This window comes from Chlorogloeopsis fritschii PCC 6912 (genome assembly GCF_000317285.1).
Lineage (GTDB): Bacteria > Cyanobacteriota > Cyanobacteriia > Cyanobacteriales > Nostocaceae > Chlorogloeopsis > Chlorogloeopsis fritschii.
The window spans coordinates 713,571-737,974 of sequence record NZ_AJLN01000116.1 but is presented as its reverse complement, the minus strand read 5'-3'; the positions used below and the strand labels follow the sequence as shown (position 1 = coordinate 737,974).

The window sequence follows — 24,404 nt, the reverse complement described above, 5'->3', positions numbered from 1 at the left end:
ATTACTCCCTATTAGGGATTGAAACTGTTGGAGTTTTAATTTTGCCTGGGCGATCGCCGGTTGAAATTCTAATTACTCCCTATTAGGGATTGAAACGAAGGAGCGATCGCTCCTAAACATTCAAAATCACGTTGAAATTCTAATTACTCCCTATTAGGGATTGAAACATCGGGGGTGATCGTAGGGTGATCGTGGGGTGAAGGTTGAAATTCTAATTACTCCCTATTAGGGATTGAAACGAGATACGGACGTTTCTATTGGCGAGAATAGTAGGAAGTTGAAATTCTAATTACTCCCTATTAGGGATTGAAACAAAACTCATCAACCAAGCGACAGTACCCTCCGGCAGTTGAAATTCTAATTACTCCCTATTAGGGATTGAAACATCAATGTTTTTGACTTCTATTACTTGTGACTCTGTAAGTTGAAATTCTAATTACTCCCTATTAGGGATTAAAAACTAATCACATCCAAGCAAAGAATTTTACAAATTAATTTAGGCGATCGCTTGAGGACAAATATTGAGGATATCAGCTAGCTAAAAAATTACTTAAGTTTGTGCCAACTTTTCAATTAATAACAGCAAATGTTTCTCCAATTTGTCTAAAGCTTCCTGTGCTGAAGTTTTGTCAATATCGTGGATCAACCAATATTCCACAGCATCTAACCATTTAGGAAAACGCTCTAGAATCAGAGGTTGATGTTCCAATTCATCTAGGGCAATTATCAAATCCACAGTTTGAAAATCTTCTTCTAGAGCCTGCAAGGGCAAACGCTCGCCTTCTGGTAAAGTTACTCCCCGCTCTTTTAAAGCTTCAATTGTGTATTGAGAAATTGCCCCTATATTGTTTACACCCCTCTCCAGTGCTAAAGCGCGTGAAACAGCTTGCCATTTTAACCCCTGCTTGAGAGCCAAACAATTAAACAGATGTTCGGCGAAGCGACTGCGGTAATAATTACCCGTACACAGGAACAAGATTTTTTTCATAGCGGCGATAAATATACCGTTTGAAAAAGCTGAGAAGTCTATTTTTTATGTAATTTTTACCTTTTTATTTGAGTTCTGCAAGTACCGTTTCTATAGCGCGCTCTTTTTGTGGATCTGCACCTTGGGCATATTCTAAGGGAAAGGCAACGTTAATATCTGGTGTGACGCCTTTGCCTTCTAATCTTTGGTTGCCATTAACAAATACATCTGCAACGGCTACATAAAGTAGACTACCATCTGGCATAAAAAAAGGACGACCGGCAACAACTGCTCCTGCTGTTTTGGAACCAATTACAGGGCCAATTTTATGCTGCTGAAAGCCATAAGCATATATTTCTTTGCTACTTCTGCTACCTTCATTTATCACCATCGCCACTGGCTTTTTCCACTGACTCACGTAGGTATATTTCTTGCCATTACGGGAAATACTGGTAACACTTGGCCCCTCTTTCGCTGTGAAGATGTTAAGAGAATCAACATCTCCTCCACCCCATCCATCTCTAAAATCCAATACTAATGCGTCTGCATCTTTGAGGCGTCCGTAAATCATTTCTTGTTGTAGCTGCTGCTGATCTTCGTTAGCAGCGTGTGACCAAATATGAATGTAACCTATTTTCTTGCCTTGCCGTTGAATGATTTGGGTACTAGCTCGGTGTGCCTCGATGAACATGGTGCTGGCATCTAGCATTTTTGGCGCGATCGCTATTTCTTTTTGACTGTTGCGATCGGGCGATCGCTGAATCAACAGTTTGACATTCTCACCTGCTTTACCCGCAAATGATTGTATTGGTTGATACGGACGACTATCTACACTAATAATTTGATCGCCTACTTTTAAATCTGCTTTTGCAGCAGGGCTACCATCAAGGATAGCGCTGATAAAGGTTTTATTGTTAATGACTTTAGTGAATATACCTATACCACTGTATTCAATCTTGCCTTTAGGAAAGTATTTTTTTAACTGCTTTTGTAACTCTGTACTTCTGGGTACAAAAATGCCTAAAAGCTGGTAGTAGGCAGGCTCGTCTTGAGTGTAGTAGCGGATGTGAGAAGTTTGTAATTCGGAAAGCATTTGGTTAATGGCGATCGCAAATTCTTCTTTAGACTTGGTTCGCGCTGCTTGGGGTTGATACTTTTCCCGCATCGCTTTCCAATCGACTCCATTAAATTTTGGATCGTAAAAATTTTCATTGACGGTTTGCCAGACTTGTTCAAAAATCTTAGTCTCAGGCTTTGCTAGTATCTGGGGCAGTGGTAAGGTTAACCACACAAGCAGTAACACTGAGCAACTCATCAGCATGACTACAGCTAACTTAAGTAGCCCAGACAGTCTACGTTTTTTCATTCCCATCTCCTTGTGCGCCTTTTTTTAAGTTAAATATTCAAAGACGCAGCGGCTTGCCACAAGAAATTGCTGAAGAAAATCTTTAGTTATTAGTTCCCCAAAATAATTCTGTAAACCTCATTTCATCCCAACTTCTTTTGACCATACCCGATCAATTTCGCCGCAAAAAAGTTGTCCGTCTTTAGCAAACACGCTCACGGACAAAAATACGTCTTTTTCTGGCTCGTCTTCCGAGTCGTCGTGAACCCATTTCCAGTCAACCTCGACACTGACTTGCCATTCCTCATGCGATTTACTGCCAATGTGTCCGTTCTTAACTTCTATGGATTTGCAAATAACCCAGGGAACACATTCAGGCTCGTAAGGCATAGGATGGCCATATTCATCAGTTGGAACGACTGGATAGGCGTAGTTTTTGTATGTTGCCAAGATGTGATTTTTTGCAGTTTCGATGATTTGATATTCAGTGAAATTACTCATACCACCTCTCCTTGCCTCCAAGATGAGGGGATTAGCTTATCCAGTAAAACTGGGATTTCCTTACCCCGCAATCCCATCAGAACTGTAGTTTTAGTTAGATCATAACTTCCATTTTGCAACACTGTTTCCTGACAAGAGGGGATGTAATTATTACCAATTTTTGCTGTTCGACAGAGGAGCGATCGCCAATTTGATTTTTTTAAAATGTGAGGGAAACTTTTTGCCGGATCGGAATCTGAATCACAAACTCTGCTCCTGCTCCAGAGGTGGAAAAACACTCCAGCTTGCCCTTATGTTTATCAGTAATAATTTGATAACTAATAGATAGTCCCATGCCTGTACCTTGATTGACAGGTTTGGTGGTAAAGAATGGGTTAAATATGCTTTGTTTGACCTGTTCTGGAATACCAGAACCATTATCGGCTATGGCTATTTTTACCAATTGCTCATCAATTACCGAAGTACGGATGGCGATTGTAAATTTCTCAAAAGTCTTTTGTTGTTTATTAAATGAATCTTCTAGCGCATCAATCGCATTTACCAGAATGTTCATAAATACCTGATTCAAGGCTCCGGGGTAGCATTCAACCAGGGGCAAATTACTATAATCCTTGATGACTTCAATTGCCGGACGTTCTGGTGTAGCTTTCAGACGGTGTTGTAATATCGTCAGGGTACTGTCGATGCCTTCATGAATATCAACAGTTTTGGATTCTGCTTCGTCAGTGCGAGAGAAATTGCGGAGAGTTCTGACAATTTCTCGGATGCGATCGCTGCCAATTTTGATTGAAGCGAGGATTTTGAGTAAGTCTTCCTGTAAAAATTCCAGATCTTCATCCTCTGCTTTGGCTTGAATTTCTGGTACAGGATGGGGATAGTGCTTCTGGTAAAGTTGAATAAATTCTAACAGCGTTTGAATGTAGCCTCCGATATGACCGAGGTTACCGTGGATAAAATTGACGGGATTGTTAATTTCGTGAGCAACACCTGCCACCAATTGTCCCAAGGTTGCCATTTTTTCTGATTGCAACAACTGAATTTGGGACTGTTGCACTTGTTGTAGGGCTGCAGTAAGTTCAGATGTACGTTCGGTAACTTGCTGTTCTAAGGTGAGGCTGAGATGGCGTAATTTTAAATGAGTTTTGACACGGGCAAGCAGTTCCGCTTCTTGAAAGGGTTTGGTGATGTAATCGACTGCACCCAAATTAAACCCGCTGACTTTATCGGTAGCGTCTGAAAGCGCAGTCATGAAAATAATGGGAATTTCTTGGGTAATGGGTGAGGCTTTGAGACGGCGGCACGTCTCGAATCCATCGATACCGGGCATCATCACATCTAGCAAAATCAAATCAGGCAGATTGCGTTCGGCTTGTTTGAGGGCGCGTTCACCATCCTTGGCGATCGCTACTTCAAAGCCTGCATCAGTCAGTGCTTCCGAAGTTACTGCCAGATTTGCAGGGGTATCATCTACTACCAAAATTAATTGCACGTCTCTCATTTTTATTTATTGGTTAATTCATGGGTAAATTGCAGGATAAAGGCTTCAAGTTTTTCCACTTGGAATTCACTTGTGAGTTCTAGGATTTGCTGTACAAAAGAAGCGTAACGTTGATCCTGCTGTTCCAAAGCAACAGCCACTTGGGCGAGTTTTTTCAAACGTCCATCTTGGGCAAGCTGAAGCAATTGTGCTAATGTTGCTTGATCGGGAACAAACAGCTGTGCCGATGAAGTAATAGGCTGTAGATCTTGTGGAAGCACCGATGTTGCAACGGGCAATTCAGTGGGTGCAGTAGATTCGTAAACCCATTCGATTTGCAAATGTTTTCGTAATAGTTTAAATAATTCATCAGCTTGGACGGGTTTGGCAAGAAAATCATCACCACCGGCATCCAAACTTTGTTGCTGATCCATTGTTGAAACTGATGCCGAGGAAACAATCATTGGCAGTGCCTTCAATATCTCAGATTGCCTAATATGTCTGAGAAATTCATAGCCATCCATCACGGGCATTAACAAATCACTGATAATTAAATTGGGTTTAATCTGAGTAGCTTTAGCTAAACCATCCTGCCCGTCTTCTGCTTCCACAACGATAAAACCAAGTGGTTCTAGTAGGTTGACAATCACCGAGCGATTTTCCCATTTGTCATCCACTACTAAAACTGTTTGTTTGTGCCCCTCATACCCAACCAGTTGCTGTCCGGTTGCAGTCATGGCAGACTGTTGCCATTCCAAGGCTAGCGGTACATCTAACTCAAAGGCAAAGGTACTGCCAACCCCTAATTGGCTCTCTACCTGGATCTGACTGCCCATTAAAGTAATAATGTTATGGCTGATAGCAAGTCCGAGTCCAGTTCCTTCTGAGTGTCGTTTTCCATCGCCCACTTGTTCAAAAGGCAGGAAAATTTTTGACAACGATTCTGAACTCATGCCAATGCCAGTATCGCTGACTTGGAACCGAATCTGCGATACTCCGCAGGAGTCGCTATGCGATCGCGTCATTTGTGGCTCGGCTTGATTAATCACCTCTACTTTAAATGTCACCTTTCCTCGCTCAGTAAACTTGACAGCATTCCCCAACAAGTTAATCAACACTTGTCGCAACCGTTTATCGTCGGCTTCGATGCCTTCTGGTAAGTTGGCATCGGGCAAATAGACAAAATCAATGCCTTTTTGCTCTGCTCGAATCCTGACTATCTCTGCTATGCCCTGTAACAAAGAGGGTAGATGAATTGTTTGGGGTTGCAATTCTAGTTTGCGGGCTTCAATTTTCGAGAGATCGAGGATGTCATTAATTAGCGTCAGTAAATGAGAGCCGCACTGATGGATAATATGGATGCCTTTACGTTCTTTTTCTCCCCAACTTTGAGAACGGTTGAGGATTTGGGCATAGCCCAGGATGCCATTGAGTGGGGTACGGAGTTCGTGGCTCATATTTGCCAAAAACTCGCTTTTTGCCTGGTTCGCGGTATCAGCTGCTACTCGTTTCTGCTCTAGGGAAGTGTATGACTCTGACAATCTCGCTGCCATCTGGTTGAATTCCCGTGCCAATTGCTCAATTTCATCACCAGTGTGGATATCTAAGCGGTAATCCAGATCGCCAGTGCCCAATTTTGTGGCTCCTAGTTGCAGCTTTTGGATGGAGCGAATCACCGGCAAAAGTGTCAAGGCAAACTGGGCGATGAAAATCAGCAGTACCACCCCAATTAGGCAATAAGTGGCGTAAGTAGCAGTTTGCTTGAATTGCTCGGCGGAACGGCGTGTGGCAGCATCCTGTTGCTGCACTTCCTCTACCAGTGCTTGGAGAAACAGCTTGATGTCATCTTGGAAGGAGTTAATAGCTTTAACATCTTGCTGTGCCTGAAGTGTAGAAGACTGTGTTTGATTTTTCAAACCATCCACCAAACGCACTAGGAACTGATGGCGGCGACGCACCACATCGGGTTGCTTTGCCTCTGGCATTAGTTGTTCTAGTGTATTCAATGCCGTTGAGAACTTAAGCACGCCTTGCTCGTAGGCTGCGATGTCTGCCGCACTGTGGTTTAACAGCAAATAGTTTTTCAGCGCCGAGGTTTGCTCTTCTAAGTAAAGCTGGAGATCTTGGGTTTGGCGCACGGCTTGATTGGTGCGATCGCGGCTGCGCTCTACCGATTGTTCAGTCTGTTTGATTAAGAGTGTACTGCCCCCCATCAATACAATTACCAATCCCACAGAAATTGCCGTCGAACCAATAAACTTAGTTAGAATTTTCATTTAGCAGCAACCACTACAGATTTTAGACGGGTGTAAATTTGCCGAATTTGCTCAAAGTCTGCATCTTTCCCCAGGGTGTATCCGTGAGAATTTGAGCCATTCACGTCCACAAGTCCCTCTGGGGCGTCAATCAAGGCTCGCTTGAGTTGGTTGATGACTGACGGTGAGAACTTTTTTGTGTTGATGACAATGGGTGTGGTGGGAATTGGTTCAGATTCCCAGATAATTTTGTACTGGGAAGATTTGAGTTTGCCTTCTCTTTGACTTTGCACGAAGATGGCTTTTTCTGTGGCGATCGCATCAACCACATCTGTTTCTAAATCTGTCTCTGCTTTGTCATGGCTGCCAGAATACCGGATACGAGTAAAATCACGCGTCGGATCGATGCCCTGTTGTATAAAAGCGTTCATCGGCATCAGGAACCCTGAGGTGGAGGATGGGCTGACAAAGGCAAAACGTTTACCTTTCAAGTCTTGTAAGGAATTTATTCCTCGTTTGGAATTGGCAATAATCACACCACTGTACCAGGGACGTCCTGTTGTTTGTTCAATGGGAAGAACAAGCGGCTCGATGTTGGGATTGCGATCGCGTGCTTTAAGATAAGTTAAGGCTCCTAAGTAAGCCATTTCCACCTTTTCTTTCGCCAACAAATCTACAGCTGTCTCATAGTTTTTAGCGATCTGAATATTGACTGGAAGTTTGAGGATTTGCTGGAGGTAAGCTGCCAGAGATTGCAATCTCTTTTCCTGCTGTTGGGAGCTTCGCGCCGGAATCACCACCACACCCAAAGCTTGAGTCACCGCCACATAATTGATTGGCGTCACTACGGATTGGGAAAGATTACTAGAGGAGGTTGCCGTACAACTTACGCCTAATGCTGTCATCGAAAAAATTACTAGCAAGCTGATGGCTCGCTTGAAGAAGCGATCGCTTCGCCAAAATGGAAGCTGTTTCATGGTGTTTTGGTGTCTCAACCCGATGGTGGCTTGGATGGTGCAGGAAAACGATGCACTCTCTGTTTAGATTTCCCCAAAAATCATCTTGAATTTAGGCGTTACCAAAACATGGTGAGGGTAAAATTTGACGCTATGACTGAAATCTGCTCTGTACAAGCATTGCAGCGATTGAATGAAGATTTAGATTACAGCCACACAAATCGTAGGGTGAACAATGCCCACCTTACAGAAAACTGCTGTAATTACAACCACAGATAGACACCGATAAACACTGATAACCACCATGAGTGCAAGAGGTTAAATGAAGATAATTAAAAAGTTAAAAGTCTTCCCAAAAAATAAAATGCCTAGCTCTACATTCCTAGTGAAAAATTTATGATTGCAATAGAAAATATAATTATGTATGTTCAATATATTTATATTTGGTAATTAATATTCTTTGAATATTATTCATTATGATTTTTTAGATGACTTAAATCTCTGCTCTGATACCTCTACACCCTTTTTTTGATGAATAAGTAGCCTTTATGAATTGCATACCCTAAATCACGAATGAAAGAAACTTCCGCCTCCTGCCCTCTGCCTTTTTCAAGAAGATTAAATTACAAAAAATATATAAACATTACAAACTAATTCTATTGATTGCAATCTGTTAGCTTACTCTTAAATAATTACATTTGATAAGACTTTCATTTTTGCGAAGAATTGTAAAAAACTTTCTCGGCTTTCAACACCACATTTGAAAGTGAGGACATAACAAACCATGCAATCCGACCGTAAGAACAAGGTTAAATATCCTTGGTGGGCTGGTAACGCACGCCTTACGAACCTATCGGGTACATTTCTGACTGCTCACATTGCTCATGCTGCGCTGATAGCTTTTTGGGCTGGGGCATTTACGCTATTTGAGATTGCTCGCTACTCAAGCGATCGCCCAATGTACGAGCAGGGATTAATTTTGCTACCTCATCTAGCAACGTTAGGTTTTGGTGTAGGTTCAGGCGGTGAGGTGATTGATACCTATCCCTATTTTGTGATTGGGATGGTGCATCTGATCTCATCTTTTGTATTGGCAGGAGGCGCTCTGTTTCATAATTTTAGAGTTGCCCAAAACCTGGAAGAAGATCCTAGAGGTGTAGTTCGTCTATTTCACTTTAGCTGGGATGACTCAAAGAAATTAGGTTTTATCTTAGGGAATCACCTAATTTTTTTAGGGTTAGGTGCATTGCTTTTAGTAGCTAAAGCCATGTATTTTGGTGGACTTTATGATGCCACAATTCATGAAGTTCGTTTGGTTACTAATCCTACACTCGATCCTGCGATCATAGGCGATCGCATTACTCATTTATTTGAGGTTAACAACCTAGAAGATTTAGTTGGCGGTCATATCTATGTGGGTGCAATCCTAATTTTAGGAGGAATCTGGCATATTCTCCGCAAACCTTTTGCTTGGGTAGAACGATTTTTCATTTTCTCTGGTAATGGAATTCTTTCTTACTCTTTATTTGGTGTTGCTCTAGCAGGATTTGCTGCAACTTACTTTTGCGGCTTTAATACCTTGGCTTATCCTGTTGAATTTTACGGCCCCACATTACATCTCAAGTCATCTCTATTACCTTACTACTTCGATCCCGCCCAGTCAGAGCCTACGTCTCGCGTCTGGTTGGCAAATGCCCATTTCTACCTAGCATTCTTCTTCCTCCAAGGCTCCCTGTGGCATTATCAGCTAGCTTCTGGCTTCTTTGAGCCAGTCTTAGAGTCATGGAAAAATGCTTTTTCAGAGGCTTTTCCCAATCCAAATTTGCCCTATCAAAAACATTTCAGTTACGAAGCCCAGCCAGAGTGGGGTAGTCTCTACGAGTTACCAAAGGTGGGGCAAAAGCCAGCTTTTGCGTACCAACAACCATCTAACGACAAAATCTACGAACCTTCGAGGGTTGTAGGCAAGCCAGCATTAGCTGACTTAAAACCAAATCCAAAGGTTCTTTATGAGTTTAGCTACCCACAAAATGGGCAGACACCCTTTTACGAGGTTCCTGCGGTTGAGGACAAATCACAGCTTCGATATCCGCAGCCAATGCAGAAACACCTTTACGAATTTTCCTACCAAAAGCCTGCTCAAAAAACCTTATATGGGGTTAAGAAAACCAGGCAATACGAGTAGGAGCCTAGAGAGTCAAATCAACAGGAAAGTTATCTTGGTAAAAGAAATTAAATTGTAGATCATTTTTGAGAATTTACTTCATGCAGGTACTTGTCTGCATGAATTTTTTTGTTTTATTAGAACTTATACCAATTCTCTATAAACTTGCACTTAATGAGTACCAATTTCTTTGTGTCCTTTGTGTTCTTTGTGGTTCGTTTTTTTCACAGAGATACAAAGGACACGGAGGAATAAGAGTTAGAGAGGTATTTTGCGTAAGTTCTACAAAAACTTAGAGGTCAAAAGCCTATTTATTAAACATCCAACTTGCATATTTAATGGTTATGCAACTTAAATGAGTAATAAACTTACTTTTAACCTCTTCAACACTAGAAAGGCACAAAGAATTTCTTAACTCAAACCATTACAAATATGGTCTAAGTGCCTTCCTACTTGTTCACCAGCTTCAGCACCAACTTGGCGAGTAATTACTTCTTTCATTGCTTGAACTGCCTGGATAGTGCGATCAACAGGAACACCCAGAGAATTATAGGTTTCTTTTAAACCATCAAGCACTCGCTCGTCCAGCACGGAAGCATCGTCAGCCAGCATGGCGTAGGTGGCGTAACGTAGGAACAAGGTTAAGTCACGCAAGCAGGCTGCATAACGACGGGTAGGATACATATTGCCACCAGGACAAGTAATGTCGCCATAAAGCAAGGAATTCGCTACTGCTTGGCTAACAATGTTAGCTGCGTTTTCACTGATAGTGGCAGCAGCTTTAACACGCAACTCTCCTGATTGAAAATATTTTCTTAATTTGTCCAGTTCAGTATTATCCAGGTATTTGCCCCGCAAATCAGCAGGGTTAATGAGAGAGGTAATAGTATCTTGCATCTTTTTTCCTTCAAACTAATTAAGGTACTAAGTTTGTAGCCAAAACATGAATTATTAAAAATTCTTTCAACAGAAGCAATGAAACTAGTACATCGCTCGAATTAGATAATCGAAATAAGGCCCAGCAATAGCAGCTTCTTCTCGATTCATCATCCCTGAAGCCACTTCTTTGAGGCAGCGCATACAAGTACCTATGTTACTGACTGGAACACCTAAAGAAGTGTACATTTCTCGCATTCCATCTACGCCAATATCTTCCAAAGGTTTCGTATTTCCAGCTAAAACTGCATAGGTAATTAAACGAAGATACCAGCTTTGATCTCGTTGGCACAGTGCCGTTTTTTTAGGATCGCCGCTATTGCTGGGCGTATTAGGAACTATCTTCCAAAATCTACGGCTGCCTTCTTCCACAATATTTTGCTCATTCTGAGCCAATATCTGCGCTACTCTAAGCCTTGTTTCTCCCGATTTGAAGAAGTTATCTAATTTGTCTAATTCAGTCCGACTAAGAAAGCGAGCAGCATCATCAGATTGAGCTATTACTTGCGCTACAATGCTCATTTATCGTCCTCCTGAATTACAGGAATAAAAATGCTATTTCCAAATTAATTTTCTAACCTTTTTGTTTTAAAAGTCATGAATAGTTTTCACAAGTTAATAATAAAAATAAAAACTTAATCATAAGAAGTTTATTGCTTAAGTATAGACGAAACTTATTACTTGTCTCTAATCTATACAGCATCGGAAAAATAGTATCGATTAGTTATTTAAACTGACAATTTATGTAAATGTCATATATATTTTTATCTAGTATTTAATATATTTTGAATATTAGTAAATTAGCGCAATGGAACTTCGACACCTACGCTACTTTGTGACTTTGGCTGAGGAATTGCACTTTGGACGGGCGGCAGAACGCTTGCATATTGCCCAGCCTCCCCTCAGTCAACAAATTCGTCAGTTAGAAGCAGAGTTGGGTTTTGAACTGTTTCACCGCACAAAAAGAAATGTGCAGTTAACAATTGCGGGGCAGGTGTTTTTAGAAGAAGTCCAACAAATTCTCAAACAGCTGGAGGGAGCAATTCAAGTAGGAAGACAAACTAGTCGCGGCTTTAGGGGACAATTGGTGATTGGCTTTGTCAGTTCTGCTGCGTACAACATTCTCCCCGCTATCTTGCGGACTTTTCGCACTTGTATTCCCAATATAAATTTGGAATTGCACGAACTGACAACAGATCAACAATTACAGTGGTTACAGGATAGCCGAATTGATGTTGGATTTCTCCGCCCGCCTATTGAGGAAGATTCTTTTTGTTCTGAGATTATCTATGATGAATCTTTGGTGGTGGCATTGCCGGAAAGCCATCGACTGGCGAATCAACCCAATGTATCACTGCGATCGCTCCAGGGTGAACCTTTTATTTTATTTCCTCGTGCTTTAGCTCCTGGGCTTTACGACTCGATTATTAGTCTTTGCCAGCAAGCAGATTTTAGCCCTACCGTTGCTCAAGAAGCAATTCAGATGCAAACAATAGTTAGCCTAGTAGCAGCAGAGATGGGAGCAGCGATCGTGCCGGAGTCTCTACAAAATCTGCAACGAACTGGAGTAGTGTATAAAATTTTGCAAGAACCCACCCCAAAGGTGGCACTGGCGATGATTTGGCGACGTGACAATACATCTGCTGCGGTGCAACGGATTTTGGAGGTAGTTAGGCAAGTAGCTACTACATGAATAACTTCAAGGTTAGGATATGATACTTGGCATACTTTTTAGCTAGCTGCAACTATGTCAACTCTGACTGTGGAAGCCCTATGCTTGGAAGCAGCAAAATTTTCAGCTGTTGAATCTAGACATCCAGAACCCTTACTCTACGGTATTACAGATGGTAAAGCTGTTGGTACATATTTAGAACAAAAGTTCAGGCTTTATCTCAAAGAACAGTACGAATTTCTGGAGGGTAATTCAGCAAGTGGTATTGATTTTCCGGGACTACTTGTGGATGTCAAAGTGACAAGCATCAAGCAACCACAATTATCATGTCCTTTCAAATCTGCACGACAAAAGATTTTTGGGCTTGGCTATTCGCTTATCATCTTTGTCTATGATAAGACAGACAATAGTACGAGCCGAACTGCTACTCTGAATATTCTGCACACAATTTATGTGAGTGCTGAAAGAACAGCAGACTTTCAAATGCCTCGTGGAATTCGTAATATTTTGGATAATGAAGGCAATAAAGATGATTTGATTGCTTTTATGCTCGACCGAAATCTACCCGTAGATGAGATCGAGGCAGCTAATATCGCGGATGAAATACTCAATAATCCTCCCATACAAGGCTTTTTGACTATCTCCAATGCTTTACAGTGGCGGCTCCAATATGGAAGAGTTATTGAGCGTGCCGATCGAGAAGAAGGCATAATTGCTGTTTATAGAGCTAATCCATGATTAATGTTGTTCAGAAAAAAAAAGTAGAATATGGTGATTTTCAAACACCGTTAGAGCTAGCTAAAAGGGTATGCCAGAAGTTAATAGAACTTGATGTTAGCCCTAATGTAATAGTTGAGCCAACGTGCGGAGTGGGTAACTTTATCGAGGCTGCTGCAACCCACTTTGAATCAGCAGAAAAGATTGTTGGAGTAGAAATACATACAGGTTACTTACAAGAACTTGAAAGAAAAAAATTTATACAAGATAAAAGAGTTGAGATCAGACAAGGAGATTTTTTCCAATTTGATTGGTCATCACTAATAGATCATTCAAATGGGAAAATATTAGTCCTCGGTAATTTTCCTTGGGTAACGAATTCACAGCAAGGAACAATTGGTGGTGTAAACCTACCGAAAAAAAGTAATTTTCAAAATCATAATGGTTTAGACGCACTTACAGGTAAGAGTAATTTTGATATCTCAGAATGGATGTTGATACAGACTATTCATTGGTTACATAATCGAGATGCTTATCTTGCAATGCTTTGTAAAACATCTGTTTCAAGAAAAATATTAAATTACCTTCACTCTAAAAAACTTAATCTTGCTTATTGTGCTATCTACGAGATAGATACTAAAAAATATTTCGATGCGACTGTGGAATCCTGTCTATTATTTTGTAAGTTTGATTCTGATTTACAAAATTATTTTTGTGATGTATTCAATAACTTTAAAAGTTCTCACTACTACCGAATAGGATTCCGAAACAATATTCTCATTAGAAATATAGATTCTTTTGAAAAAATGAGTCAACTATATGATAAGAGTAACGAAGTGAAATGGCGTTCTGGTATTAAGCATGACTGTTCAAAAGTGATGGAGTTTCGTAGAGTTGGGGATATTCTTATAAATGGGTTGGGAGAAGTAGTCGAACTTGAAGATACTTATCTGTTTCCTTTAATTAAAGGCTCTGATGTAGCTCAAAATCGAACAAAGACTACTGATAAATTTATCCTAGTGACTCAAAGATTTATTGGTGAGCCAACTGAGTCTATAAAAGAATCGGCTCCAAAAACCTGGAGTTATCTCATTGCTCACACAAAATTCCTAGATAATAGAAAAAGTAAAATTTATCGGAATAATCCTCGTTTCTCTATTTTTGGAGTTGGCTCATATACTTTTGCACCTTGGAAAGTTGCAATTTGCGGGCTTTACAAAAAGTTAGACTTTAGATTCGTGGAGAAGATTAATAGCAAGCCTGTTGTTTTTGACGATACTGTTTACTTTCTTAGTTTTGATAATAAAGAAGTTGCATATCAAACATTTGAGCTTCTGACTTCTCAAGTAGCAATAGAATTTTACTCATCCCTAATCTTTTGGGACGAAAAGCGTCCGATCAAATCCAGTATTCTCAATAGCTTGAACTTAACTATGTTGGCACAACCAGCAGTTTAGTCAGATCTAACCCATAATTATATGCGATCGCTTATAGGTTAGGTAGGATATGTGAGATTATGCTCAATGATGGCTTCTTCTTACGCTCGCCATACCTAGTTACTTTATCGAAAAAATAAATTAGTGTTTTAATTTCGGAAAATTGTCAACTCTCAGTTTTCCTACAACCTATGTCTGAGCTTATAGAATATTTTTCTAATTGGATTTAATCGCAGATATTCGCGGATTTTTGCCGCTATTTCCTGACGACCTTCCGTTCCTTGAGAGTATAATCTATCTGTTAGTTCAAATTTTTCACAGAACGAAGTCTTGAGGATGTTGGTAAGAGCAATGTAAGCTACTTCATGTACACTGAGTAGCTTTCGATGCCGAGAAAAATCTCTAAAAAAGTAGACTGTACGGGTAAGGCGCGTATCGTTCTCTAAACAAGCCAAAAGCGGTTCAACTGCTTCCACGCCTTCAGCAATTAGTGCTTGAACTATTGGGTGCCCTCTCAAGTATGGATAGTCAGGTTGTCCCATCTGACGGACAAAAACTTCTTCCAAGTCTTCTATTAAGGCGTGAATGCGATTAGTTTTGTCTGGGTATTTATCAAGCCCTACTTTTAAAACCTGCTGGCGTTTGAGTTGTTGCGCCCGTCGTTGTTGATCCAATAGCAACGCAGGCAATGTTTCTAGAAAACGAAGGTAATGTGACTCTTTACTGTCGCGACAAGAAAAATGGTACTCATAACCGCGGTGTTTTGACTCTGCTTCTACCATAGGCCATGTGGGTAAAAGTAATTCTGCCGACAGCAACGCTAGCTTGTCATCGCCTCGCATATGAGCACAAACCGCACGGTCAAATAGTGCCCATAACCACTCAGTAGCTAGAATCAGGTAAGGATCTTTAAAATTCTTCCTCCTGTAATCGGCATCCTCTGAAATCTTTGTTATCCAAGTTGTCCAAAACATCTCTGCCAGTGCAATTTCTCCTAGCCGGAGCAACAGACATACTTTAATTGGCGATCGCGATCGCTCAAAAATCGAAAACCACTCCGATCTAGCAAAATCAAATCCATCTATGCATCTTGCTCCAAATTCTTGTTGAATAGCTTTGAGAACATCTTCTTGGACATTTGCTGTAGCACCAACAGATACTACCGGATACACTAAACCATTCCAGCATATGGCAAAGTGCTGTTTGTCTTTTCTTGGTGTGGGTAATACCCAACCACGCACTTTCACAACACCTGCATCACCTGTCCAGCAACTCCCAGTTCCTACTTCAATCTCTTGATATTGACATCCTCGCGGATCTGCTAAACCTTGTTCAAAAAGTTTCATCGCTGCTGTTACAAACGCTGATGGCAATTTTGTAGATGGAATATCAAAAGGAGTAAATTGCTGTGGTGGGGTAGGGATAGATTCACCTGTAAATAGTAGCGAGGGACAAAACTTGTGACTTTCATCAAACATTTTGAGGTTGGCGTTTGGTGTTTGCAACTTGAAAAGCCGCGATAATTTGATTGTTGCTTACTATAGTTATACTCAGGGCGATCGCTCTTGGCTCAACTTTTGATGTTTCATAAAAACACACAAATATTGCGATCGCTTAATTAAAGGCAAGATAAACACTCACTCTTCACATTCCCCAATTGACATGAGGTGACAGTACGCGATACATCATGATGCAAGGGTTTGATAAATTTTTTACAATGCAAAGATTGTTTAACCTTATGTTTAATCAGTCTGAGGAGAGATGGACATGAATGGCAACTTGATTATGTCCAACATCCTGAATCCACCAGTCCTATTTTTTTTCTTGGGGATGACTGCCGTTTTTGTCAAGTCTGATTTAGAAATTCCCGCACCAGTACCCAAGCTTCTCTCGCTTTATCTACTGTTTGCAATTGGTTTTAAGGGAGGGGTGGAGTTAATCAAAAGCGGTGTCACCCAAGAAGTACTTCTAACGCTGTTGGCAGCGATGTTGATGGCTTGTTTTGTCCCGATTTACACCTTTTTTATTCTGAAGCTGAAGCTAGATACTTACGATGCGGCAGCGATCGCGGCAACCTATGGCTCTATTAGTGCTGTCACCTTTATTACGGCGAGTGCCTTTTTAACTGAGCTGGGCATGGATTTTGATGGTTATATGGTGGCAGCCCTTGCCTTAATGGAATCTCCAGCTATCATTGTTGGCTTGATTTTAGTGAATTTATTCACTGTGGATGGCAAGCGAGAATTTGCCTGGAAGGAAGTATTGCAGGAGGCATTTTTAAACAGTTCAGTCTTTCTTTTAGTCGGCAGTCTTGTGATTGGCTTTTTAACAGGAGAACACGGGTGGCAGGTTTTGGAACCCTTTACTCAAGGAATGTTCTATGGAGTTCTCACCTTCTTTTTACTAGACATGGGGCTAGTTGCTGCCAGAAGAATTAAAGACTTGCAAAAAACCGGAATTTTCTTGATTTCATTTGCGATACTGATTCCAATACTCAATGCAGGCATTGGATTACTGCTTGCCAAATTAATTGGTATGTCTCAGGGGGATGCACTCTTGTTTGCTGTGCTGTGTGCCAGTGCTTCTTACATCGCTGTGCCAGCAGCTATGCGGTTAACTGTTCCTGAAGCAAATCCTAGCTTGTATGTTTCTACTGCTTTGGCAGTAACTTTCCCATTCAACATTATTGTAGGAATTCCGTTATATCTATACGGAATTAACCTATTGTGGAGGTAATCGTATGCATTTAGTCAAAAAGATAGAAATTATTGCTAACTCTTTTGAACTTAGCAAAATTTTAGATGGGTTAGACAAGTCAGGTGTACACGGTCATGCTGTAATTAGGAATGTTGCTGGCAAAGGCTTGCGAGGTATGGCAGAAGATTTAGATATGACGATGCTTGATAATGTTTATATCATCGCATTTTGTATGCCTGAGCAAATCAAGCCTGTTGTAGAAAATATTAGACCTTTACTTAATAAATTTGGCGGTACTTGTTACATCTCGGATGTGATGGAAATTCGCTCGGTAAAATGTGTTGCGTCGTTGTAAGAGAATTATGAACTCAAGGAAGCGTTTCATCGAACGCCGTGATTTCTTGAAGTTAGGAGCCACGGGAGTATTTAGTTTGGCGATCGCATCTAGCGATTTACTCTGGCAGGTGGAGTCAACTCAAGCTGCTGAACTACCTTCAATAACTCAATCTCTTACTCCGGATGCTGCATTACAAAAGCTGATGGAGGGAAATCAGCGATTTGTTAATCATAAACCTCAATACCCCGATCAATCAGCAGCTCGCTTGCAAGAAGTTGCTCAAGCTCAACATCCTTTTGTAACTATCCTCAGTTGTGCGGATTCACGGGTGCCGGCAGAAATTATTTTCGATCAGGGCATCGGAGATATCTTTGATGTTCGGATTGCCGGAAATATTGCCACGCCTGAGGCGCTTGGCAGTATTGAATATGCAGTTGCATTGCTCGGCACTCCTTTGTTGATGGTGTTGGGGCATGAACGCTGTGGGGCTGTAACTGCTGCCGTAAAAAACGAAGCGCTGCTTGGTGATATTGGTACGTTTGTCAAGGCAATTAAGCCAGTTGTGAAAAGAGCCAAGCTATTGTCGGGCGATGCGGTTGAGAATGCTGTGGTTGCTAATGTGCAATATCAAATTGAACGGTTGAAGCGATCGCGTCTTCTCACTGAAAAATTGCAATCCGGTAAATTAAAAATTGTGGGAGGGCGTTACGACTTAGATACGGGAAGCGTAACTATCATCACTTAATTGGCAAGGTACAAAATTAGATTGGAGAAAACATCCCTGTTGCATGAAAATTGCATATGACTTTACAAGAGGGCTAATTTTCTGGAATCCTCTAGTCTTGTATCATCACTCTCTCGTAAATAATCCAAGTCTTTTACCAGTGGTTTTCCCCACTGGTTTTTTTATTTTTTCTAAGTTTTCTGTAAGGTGGGCATTACCTGTCAAAGCTTATGTGGTAAGCATTTGATATATTTGGTGAGCAATGCCCACCCTACGATTCTATGAACTCAATCCCCAGTTCCTAGCTCCCAATGTTGCATGAAAGTTGTATGTCAATTTACAAGAAGATAATTCTCTGTAATTATCAATCTCATATCATCATTCTTTCTCTCGGTCAGTGGTCTACCCCCACTGACTTTTCGTATATCCTGTTAAGCTAGAACTTTCGCACTTAAACTAGCTAAAATTTGCAATAACGCCTTAATGCTTGAGCTAATTGAACTCAAATATTTATACTACAAGCGGAAAGGTTACAGCAGCTTTAACAGAGCTTGCTTCAAATTTTGTTTGCTTCACCATTATATAGGCACTGTTGCACAAAAGTTGTATTTTTATTTACAAAAAGTTATTTGTGTGATTTACGATTATATCTCAAAAATTAAATAGCCGCTGTTGCATATAAATTGTATATAACTTCACAAGTTTATCAATTTCTGGAATTCTAAGTTTTAGTTCATGAGATTGCAGAACTGTTTTGCATAGTTTTCCGATTGGCTCTTTGCCAGTGGTGCTCCTTCCCACTGGCTTTTTCTTGACTATCACCAAACTACCTGCAGTTTTTCTTTCACTACCTGCTTGTAAACATCTTCTGTTTGTTTGGCTAATTTCGGCCAGCTAAAGCGCCGTTCTAAATCTTCGTAAGCATTATCAACTAGCCATTGCCGATAGCTGGGATTTTTCAAAACTTCCAAAATTCCCCAAGCCAAGGAATCAGGATTATTAGTGTAAGTGACTATTCCCGTTTTTGTATGTTGTACTACTTCTGGAAAACCGCCAGTATCAGAAACTACTACCGGAACGCGAGAAGCAAAGCTTTCTAAAGCAACGATACCAAAGGGTTCGTAAAGACTAGGAAAGACGGCACAGTCAGCAATAGTTTGAAATTTATCTAGGTATTCATCAGACATAAAGCCAGTAAAATAGCATTTATGCCAAATTCCCAGATCCCAAGCTTGCTTTTTGAGATTGTCAGTGTTGCCACCACCGATGATCACAAACTTCACGTAACCGCCCATCTCCCATAACACCTTGGGAGCAGCACTGAGTAAGACAGATACTCCTTTTTCATAAGTCATCCGCCCAACGTAGTAAACAATTTTTTCATCATCTTCAGCGAATTGGCGGCGAAAATCCTGGGCATGAAAATATTCGTGATGGCGTTTCTTTTCGGGACGGATACCGTTATAAATAACATCGATTTTATCCCACGGACTGTGTAGCGCTCTTTCTACCTCCCGGCGCATATAGTCGGTGCAGACAATAATTCGCCAGGCATTATAAGCTAATAGTTCTTCTTTACCACTTATATAACGCTGGGTGTCTGTATAAATACCGTTATAGCGCCCATGTTCAGTTGCATGGATTGTCGCAATGAGGGGTACTTTAAAGCTGTGCTTAAGAGCGATCGCTGCATCACCTACTACCCAATCATGAGCATGAATAATATCAAAAGGGCCTTCTTCCAACATCAACTTACCCCCGTGACTGCCCATACTTTCGTTCATATTGGCGATCCAGTGGAAAAAGTCATTACCACCAGGAACGGGAATGCGATGCACCCGCACTCCTTCTACGACTTCGTACAAGGGCGCATGACCAAACTCTGGTGTCATCAGGTGAATTTCGTGCCCTAGCTTGACTAATTCCGGGTACAACTCCGACACGTGACGGGCAATTCCTCCGACAATACGAGGCGGAAACTCCCAACTCATTACTAGTATCTTCATCTACTCCAATCCCTCAGCCTTGACAAATTTCTAAAAGCTTTAATTTATCTAAAATTTAAAAGTTTGGCTTTGGCAAGAAGTGTTTAACCCTTACTTTTTAGATTTTTTAAGAATGACAAAAAGTAATCATAATCACGCTTTCTTGCCAACTAACTATTAATTATCAAGTTGCTAACTGCTTTTTAAGCTGCAACTGCTGACGAAATTGTAACCAAGCTGCTGTGGCTTGGGTGTCCGAATTGGCAGCTTTTTTTAGTAAGATTACGCCATCTCGAAAACCGATAATTCCATATTCTCGGTTATTACTGACCTGGTCAATTAGTTTTGTCAAATCTTGCAATAGACGGCGATCGCTCTTAAATGCCGCTTGATATTTTTGTAATTGCCACAAATCGGCGATCGCATAATCTACCTGAATTACTTGTTTGGCATCATTGCGTAATTCTAAGACAGGCAAGCGCAGAATTTCCCGGCGGCTAGAAAGATGAGGGACAATATAAGTAGTTGCAGAGACGCTAGCATCCTGGGGAATTTGGGCTAGTAAGGGACGCATCTGTTCTACGTGTTGCCACTGTCTTGGTAGAGACACATATACCCAAGGGTTTACAGAATCTGGAATGAGAAAGTAAAAAGTCCGATTTGGATTGGATGCAAAGCTAAAAAATAGGGAAACACAGATACATCCCACCCAAAAGCGACGAAATGAAGGTGTAAATTTTTGCTGATGCTGTGACCACCAGAGAATTGCTCCATAAAATAGCCCCGGCACTACGGTTAAAGCGTAGCGAATCGTAATTGCCAGGACAGATTCTCCTTTGCCCAGAAATAACTTCAAAAGCGGAAAGCCAGCTATCATCCAAGAGGCAGGAGCAACGGCAGGCACAAACGCTAACGGTAACCATTGACCGAGTAAATATTTAATAGTTCTATCGATTGGCGTCACTAATTCCACTAATAACCGCACGGGGTTGCTAATCATGCCCCAAATAATTTCCAAGGTAGAAGCTTCCTCTCCTTCGGCATATTGTCCAAACCTCTCCAACATGAAGCGCTGGGAAATATCTTTGGAGAATAACGGCATGATCAAGTTGGTAAGAGCCAACATATAACCAAAACTGAGGATACAGACTCCGATGCCGGCGCGGGGAAAACGCTTGCTTAAAACCATATAGACTCCCACGCCAAATAAACCTACACCTGCATCTTCCCGTACAGCTAAAATCAAAATTGCCATCAGCCAAAACAACCACCACCTGCGTTTTTCCATTGCTAGCAGCAGGGTAAAAACAAATAGGGGAATCTGACTAATGTCGTGAAAGTTACTTAAAGTTGGGCCAATCACCGCATTAGCAGCATAAAAGCTGGCGGTAATCATGATTGCTAATGATGGTTTGAGATATTGTCTTGCCAGGATATATAAAACTAAACCTGCGGCAGTGATGAGTGTTACTTGCAGAACTGTTAAAGTAGCGGGAGAGGGAAATAAAGCGTAGATTGGCAGCCACAGTAACAATGCTGGTGTGAAGTGTTGACCGAGGCGATGGTAATAAACTGTGGGAATTTCTCCAGCGTGAACGACGTTGGTGGAAAGACTAGAAGAAAGGGAACTTTGAAAAAAGCGCCCGTGGAGATTATTCCAAAAAACTTGGTTAAATATACCTTGGTCGAAGGAAGCGTAAAAACTGTAGTAACGATGCAGGGTAAATAATAAACACAGGATAAAAAATATTCCTGCTAATCGGAAAACTAGATTACTGGCACTACTTGCTTCTATTTTTAATAGCGGTTTTTTTTGCATATTTGACCACATCACTCACACCAGAGGAGTAAAGCTAAAAAAATATTGAAGAAATTATTGTAAAACTTTAAACCATTGTGAGAACAAAGATGAATATTTGCTCTCAAATAGGCAAATGAAGGCACATCTATTGGAGAATTGATGGAGTGCATTATTGTTCCTATCTGCCAAATGCCTACCTTACTTGCGGATATTCAAAATTTGCTTTCGGATTTGATTGCTCGCTACTCATCTAGGGTAGATTATCTGATGATTCGCCTGGAAGAAGCTGAAGGTACGGATATTGTCTTGCGTGGTGACAAGGTAGAAACCCTCAGCGAAGGTATTTCTGTTGGTGGACATATTCGTGCTATTTATAAAGGTGGTTGGGGATTCAGTAGCTTTAATCGTCTGACGACAATCGAAGACAGGATTCAAGAAGCGATCGCTGCGGCGCGGATGGTTGGTGATGAAGAAACCACACTTGCTGCCATCAAACCAGTCCAAGCAGTTTGCCGGGTGCCGCTGACTGGTACCGATCCGTGCAAAATTCCCTTGAGCCAAAAAAAAGAATTGTGCGATCGCTACACTGAACTTCTCAAATGTGTAGATCGTCGTATCACCACTACTTCTGTACGTTACGGCGATTGCAGTCAAAGGGTAATTATCGCTACTTCTGAAGGAACTCTAATCGAGCAATCTTGGGTAGATATGGAAATGCGCTTTGCTGCCACAGCCAGAAACGGCGATACTGTGCAAACTGGTAGAGAAACTACAGGCTCGCGCAAAGCTTTTGAAGATTTAATTGGCTTAGATGAACAAGTCAAAAGTGCAGCGCAAAGAGCAGTTGCCGCTTTATCTCTGCCTTCAGTCAAAGGCAATACCTACACTGTTGTGATCGATCCGATTCTGACTGGTTTATTTGTCCACGAAGCATTCGGACATCTTTCCGAAGCAGATATGGCTTATGAAAACCCAGATTTGTTGGAAGTCATGACTATCGGTCGCAGATTTGGCTGCAAAGAATTACAAATTTTTGATGGTGCTGCTCCTCAAGGACATCGAGGTAGTTATTTTTACGATGATGAAGGAACACCCGCAACAACTACGCAACTAATCCAAGATGGTGTTTTAGTAGGGCGCTTGCACTCTCGCGAAACTGCCGGCAAATTAGCAGAAGCGCCGACTGGTAATGCAAGATGTCTCAATTATCACCATGCACCCATAGTGCGGATGACTAACACTTGGATAGAGAGGGGTAACACTCCGGTTGCTGATTTATTTAGCGATATCAAAGAAGGAGTTTATGCCCGTAACTGGCTGGGTGGAATGACAAATGGAGAAATGTTCACCTTTAGTGCTGGGGAAGCATGGATGATCAGAAACGGTAAAATTGCCGAGCCTGTTAAGGATGTGACGCTTTCGGGAAATGTTTTTCAAACCTTGGCGGATATAGAAGCGATTGGCGATGACTTTTACTGGGATGAGTCTGGTGGTTGCGGTAAAGGCGGACAAAATGGTTTACCTGTAGGTTGTGGAGGGCCGAGTTTGAGAATACGAGATGTGGTAGTAGGTGGAGAAGTGGGGGAGATGTAGAAAATGGATATATATAGATAAGTTATGGATGAGTTCTACAGTCCATTTATCCATCAAAACGCTTTGCTTGCATACTGCCATGCTAAATTAAGCTTAAAGCCACAAAACAACTACTCCTTCTATGTCAGTTTCTGTGGAACATGGCTCAAATAAAGTACCACCACTAGAAAGTGGAGACAGACTCACCCGCCATGAATTTGAGCGTCGTTATCATGCTATGCCCCATGTTAAGAAAGCAGAATTAATCGAGGGAGTTGTTTACGTGCCATCTCCGTTACGTTTTAGAAGTCACGGACAACCTCACGGAAACTTAATTATTTGGTTGGGAACTTACAAAGTTTCTACCCCTGGAGTAGAGTTAGGTGACAATGCTACAGTACGTTTAGATTTAGATAACGAACTGCAGCCTGATGTTGTACTGTTAATAGAAGAAAAACTGGGAGGGCAAGCGCATATTAGCGATGATGATTACATCGAAGGCGCACCAGAGTTAGTAGCAGAAGTGGCGGCAAGTAGTGCAGCGATTGATTTATATGATAAAAAACGTGCCTACCGCCGTAATGGTGTTCAAGAGTACATTGTCTGGCAGATTTTAGAAAATAAACTCGATTGGTTCAGCTTGCAAAATGGCGAATATGTCCCACTAGAAGCTGATGCAGATGGTACGATCAAAAGTTGGGTATTTCCCAGTTTGTGGCTAGCTATGCCAGCACTGCTAGCAGGAGAAATGACAAAAGTGTTAGCAGTGCTGCAACAAGGGTTAAATTCACAGGAACATACCGAGTTTGTGCAAAAGTTGTCCCGGCAGTCTTATACTAAGCCGTCTACCGATATGTGATTC

The 24,404-nt window shown here is 41.3% G+C and carries 20 protein-coding genes, 1 pseudogene and 1 CRISPR repeat array (1 of these 22 only partly in view); of the genes and pseudogenes, 10 read left to right on the top strand and 11 right to left on the bottom strand.

Annotation, left to right across the window (positions count from 1 at the left end; translation table 11 throughout):
* A CRISPR array of direct repeats spans positions 1-460; the repeat unit is 37 nt; unit sequence GTTGAAATTCTAATTACTCCCTATTAGGGATTGAAAC (it extends 1,915 nt beyond the left edge of the window).
* Between the two features lie 90 nt (positions 461-550).
* From UYC_RS0127110 to phnD, 6 genes are all read right to left on the bottom strand, one after another.
* Complete coding sequence (locus UYC_RS0127110; RefSeq protein WP_016874146.1) at positions 551-988, bottom strand: arsenate-mycothiol transferase ArsC; 438 nt, start codon at positions 986-988, stop codon at positions 551-553.
* 64 nt (positions 989-1,052) lie between these two features.
* Complete coding sequence (locus UYC_RS0127105; protein ID WP_016874147.1) at positions 1,053-2,333, bottom strand: S41 family peptidase; 1,281 nt, start codon at positions 2,331-2,333, stop codon at positions 1,053-1,055.
* Between the two features lie 117 nt (positions 2,334-2,450).
* The gene (locus UYC_RS0127100) at positions 2,451-2,834 is read right to left on the bottom strand and encodes a hypothetical protein (RefSeq protein ID WP_235082924.1); all 384 of its coding nucleotides are present in this window, start codon (positions 2,832-2,834) and stop codon (positions 2,451-2,453) included.
* Positions 2,835-3,012: 178 nt separating this feature from the next.
* Positions 3,013-4,311, bottom strand: a complete 1,299-nt coding sequence (locus UYC_RS0127090) for a hybrid sensor histidine kinase/response regulator (RefSeq protein ID WP_016874150.1) — start codon at positions 4,309-4,311, stop codon at positions 3,013-3,015.
* 2 nt (positions 4,312-4,313) lie between these two features.
* Positions 4,314-6,566, bottom strand: coding sequence for an ATP-binding protein (locus tag UYC_RS0127085; protein WP_016874151.1), 2,253 nt, complete (start codon positions 6,564-6,566; stop codon positions 4,314-4,316).
* The gene (phnD, locus tag UYC_RS0127080) at positions 6,563-7,522 is read right to left on the bottom strand and encodes a phosphate/phosphite/phosphonate ABC transporter substrate-binding protein (protein ID WP_016874152.1); all 960 of its coding nucleotides are present in this window, start codon (positions 7,520-7,522) and stop codon (positions 6,563-6,565) included. The genes UYC_RS0127085 and phnD overlap by 4 nt, the downstream gene beginning before the upstream one ends.
* Positions 7,523-7,531: 9 nt before the next feature.
* Here phnD and UYC_RS38185 point away from each other — a divergent pair, with 9 nt between their 5' ends.
* Positions 7,532-7,780, top strand: a complete 249-nt coding sequence (locus UYC_RS38185) for a hypothetical protein (protein WP_127011266.1) — start codon at positions 7,532-7,534, stop codon at positions 7,778-7,780.
* A 505-nt stretch (positions 7,781-8,285) separates the two neighbouring features.
* Positions 8,286-9,263: pseudogene (locus tag UYC_RS0127075) on the top strand (chlorophyll a/b binding light-harvesting protein); the annotation flags it as partial.
* 813 nt (positions 9,264-10,076) lie between these two features.
* Here the strand turns inward: UYC_RS0127075 and UYC_RS0127070 are convergent.
* The gene (locus tag UYC_RS0127070) at positions 10,077-10,562 is read right to left on the bottom strand and encodes an allophycocyanin subunit beta (RefSeq protein ID WP_016874154.1); all 486 of its coding nucleotides are present in this window, start codon (positions 10,560-10,562) and stop codon (positions 10,077-10,079) included.
* An 84-nt stretch (positions 10,563-10,646) separates the two neighbouring features.
* Positions 10,647-11,123 (bottom strand): allophycocyanin subunit alpha-B, encoded by a 477-nt coding sequence (apcD, locus tag UYC_RS0127065; RefSeq protein WP_016874155.1) that lies wholly within the window; start codon positions 11,121-11,123, stop codon positions 10,647-10,649.
* A 286-nt stretch (positions 11,124-11,409) separates the two neighbouring features.
* On the opposite strand from apcD, the gene UYC_RS0127060 reads away from it, so the two are divergent.
* Genes UYC_RS0127060 through UYC_RS0127050 form a run of 3 tightly spaced genes read left to right on the top strand, consistent with a single transcriptional unit; the run spans position 11,410 to position 14,447 of the window.
* Positions 11,410-12,294 (top strand): LysR family transcriptional regulator, encoded by an 885-nt coding sequence (locus tag UYC_RS0127060; protein ID WP_016874156.1) that lies wholly within the window; start codon positions 11,410-11,412, stop codon positions 12,292-12,294.
* A 54-nt stretch (positions 12,295-12,348) separates the two neighbouring features.
* Positions 12,349-13,011 (top strand): type II restriction-modification system restriction endonuclease, encoded by a 663-nt coding sequence (locus UYC_RS0127055; protein ID WP_016874157.1) that lies wholly within the window; start codon positions 12,349-12,351, stop codon positions 13,009-13,011.
* Positions 13,008-14,447, top strand: a complete 1,440-nt coding sequence (locus tag UYC_RS0127050; RefSeq protein ID WP_016874158.1) for a class I SAM-dependent methyltransferase — start codon at positions 13,008-13,010, stop codon at positions 14,445-14,447. The genes UYC_RS0127055 and UYC_RS0127050 overlap by 4 nt, the downstream gene beginning before the upstream one ends.
* A gap of 161 nt (positions 14,448-14,608) precedes the next feature.
* On the opposite strand, the gene UYC_RS35790 is transcribed toward UYC_RS0127050, so the two are convergent.
* On the bottom strand, positions 14,609-15,931 hold the full coding sequence (locus UYC_RS35790) for a hypothetical protein (protein WP_235082925.1): 1,323 nt from the start codon (positions 15,929-15,931) through the stop codon (positions 14,609-14,611).
* A 262-nt stretch (positions 15,932-16,193) separates the two neighbouring features.
* Between UYC_RS35790 and UYC_RS0127040 the strand changes: the two genes are divergently transcribed.
* From UYC_RS0127040 to UYC_RS0127030, 3 genes are read left to right on the top strand one after another with little or no spacing between them, the layout of a single operon-like run.
* Complete coding sequence (locus tag UYC_RS0127040; RefSeq protein WP_016874160.1) at positions 16,194-17,162, top strand: sodium-dependent bicarbonate transport family permease; 969 nt, start codon at positions 16,194-16,196, stop codon at positions 17,160-17,162.
* A 4-nt stretch (positions 17,163-17,166) separates the two neighbouring features.
* Positions 17,167-17,478, top strand: a complete 312-nt coding sequence (locus tag UYC_RS0127035) for a P-II family nitrogen regulator (protein ID WP_016874161.1) — start codon at positions 17,167-17,169, stop codon at positions 17,476-17,478.
* A gap of 7 nt (positions 17,479-17,485) precedes the next feature.
* A complete protein-coding gene (locus UYC_RS0127030) occupies positions 17,486-18,205 on the top strand; it encodes a carbonic anhydrase (protein ID WP_016874162.1) in 720 nt (239 codons plus the stop codon).
* 797 nt (positions 18,206-19,002) lie between these two features.
* On the opposite strand, the gene UYC_RS0127020 is transcribed toward UYC_RS0127030, so the two are convergent.
* Positions 19,003-20,190, bottom strand: a complete 1,188-nt coding sequence (locus tag UYC_RS0127020) for a glycosyltransferase family 4 protein (protein WP_026087426.1) — start codon at positions 20,188-20,190, stop codon at positions 19,003-19,005.
* Between the two features lie 163 nt (positions 20,191-20,353).
* A complete protein-coding gene (locus tag UYC_RS0127015; protein ID WP_016874166.1) occupies positions 20,354-21,988 on the bottom strand; it encodes a DUF2079 domain-containing protein in 1,635 nt (544 codons plus the stop codon).
* 171 nt (positions 21,989-22,159) lie between these two features.
* Here UYC_RS0127015 and UYC_RS0127010 point away from each other — a divergent pair, with 171 nt between their 5' ends.
* Entirely contained in the window at positions 22,160-23,563 is a 1,404-nt protein-coding gene (locus UYC_RS0127010) for a TldD/PmbA family protein (RefSeq protein ID WP_026087427.1), read from the top strand.
* Between the two features lie 121 nt (positions 23,564-23,684).
* Positions 23,685-24,401 carry a Uma2 family endonuclease gene (locus tag UYC_RS0127005; RefSeq protein WP_016874168.1) on the top strand — a complete coding sequence of 239 codons (717 nt, stop codon included), beginning with the start codon at positions 23,685-23,687 and terminating at the stop codon, positions 24,399-24,401.
* Positions 24,402-24,404 lie beyond the last annotated feature (3 nt).

Excerpts from the sequence above, each read along its gene's own strand:
- UYC_RS0127110 (WP_016874146.1), bottom strand. The coding sequence starts at position 988 with ATGAAAAAAATCTTGTTCCTGTGTACGGGTAATTATTACCGCAGTCGC.
- UYC_RS0127105 (WP_016874147.1), bottom strand. The coding sequence starts at position 2,333 with ATGAAAAAACGTAGACTGTCTGGGCTACTTAAGTTAGCTGTAGTCATG.
- UYC_RS0127090 (WP_016874150.1), bottom strand. The coding sequence starts at position 4,311 with ATGAGAGACGTGCAATTAATTTTGGTAGTAGATGATACCCCTGCAAAT.
- UYC_RS0127085 (WP_016874151.1), bottom strand. The coding sequence starts at position 6,566 with ATGAAAATTCTAACTAAGTTTATTGGTTCGACGGCAATTTCTGTGGGA.
- phnD (WP_016874152.1), bottom strand. The coding sequence starts at position 7,522 with ATGAAACAGCTTCCATTTTGGCGAAGCGATCGCTTCTTCAAGCGAGCC.
- UYC_RS0127070 (WP_016874154.1), bottom strand. The coding sequence starts at position 10,562 with ATGCAAGATACTATTACCTCTCTCATTAACCCTGCTGATTTGCGGGGC.
- apcD (WP_016874155.1), bottom strand. The coding sequence starts at position 11,123 with ATGAGCATTGTAGCGCAAGTAATAGCTCAATCTGATGATGCTGCTCGC.
- UYC_RS0127060 (WP_016874156.1), top strand. The coding sequence starts at position 11,410 with ATGGAACTTCGACACCTACGCTACTTTGTGACTTTGGCTGAGGAATTG.
- UYC_RS0127055 (WP_016874157.1), top strand. The coding sequence starts at position 12,349 with ATGTCAACTCTGACTGTGGAAGCCCTATGCTTGGAAGCAGCAAAATTT.
- UYC_RS0127050 (WP_016874158.1), top strand. The coding sequence starts at position 13,008 with ATGATTAATGTTGTTCAGAAAAAAAAAGTAGAATATGGTGATTTTCAA.
- UYC_RS0127040 (WP_016874160.1), top strand. The coding sequence starts at position 16,194 with ATGAATGGCAACTTGATTATGTCCAACATCCTGAATCCACCAGTCCTA.
- UYC_RS0127035 (WP_016874161.1), top strand. The coding sequence starts at position 17,167 with ATGCATTTAGTCAAAAAGATAGAAATTATTGCTAACTCTTTTGAACTT.
- UYC_RS0127030 (WP_016874162.1), top strand. The coding sequence starts at position 17,486 with ATGAACTCAAGGAAGCGTTTCATCGAACGCCGTGATTTCTTGAAGTTA.
- UYC_RS0127020 (WP_026087426.1), bottom strand. The coding sequence starts at position 20,190 with ATGAAGATACTAGTAATGAGTTGGGAGTTTCCGCCTCGTATTGTCGGA.
- UYC_RS0127015 (WP_016874166.1), bottom strand. The coding sequence starts at position 21,988 with ATGCAAAAAAAACCGCTATTAAAAATAGAAGCAAGTAGTGCCAGTAAT.
- UYC_RS0127010 (WP_026087427.1), top strand. The coding sequence starts at position 22,160 with ATGCCTACCTTACTTGCGGATATTCAAAATTTGCTTTCGGATTTGATT.
- UYC_RS0127005 (WP_016874168.1), top strand. The coding sequence starts at position 23,685 with ATGTCAGTTTCTGTGGAACATGGCTCAAATAAAGTACCACCACTAGAA.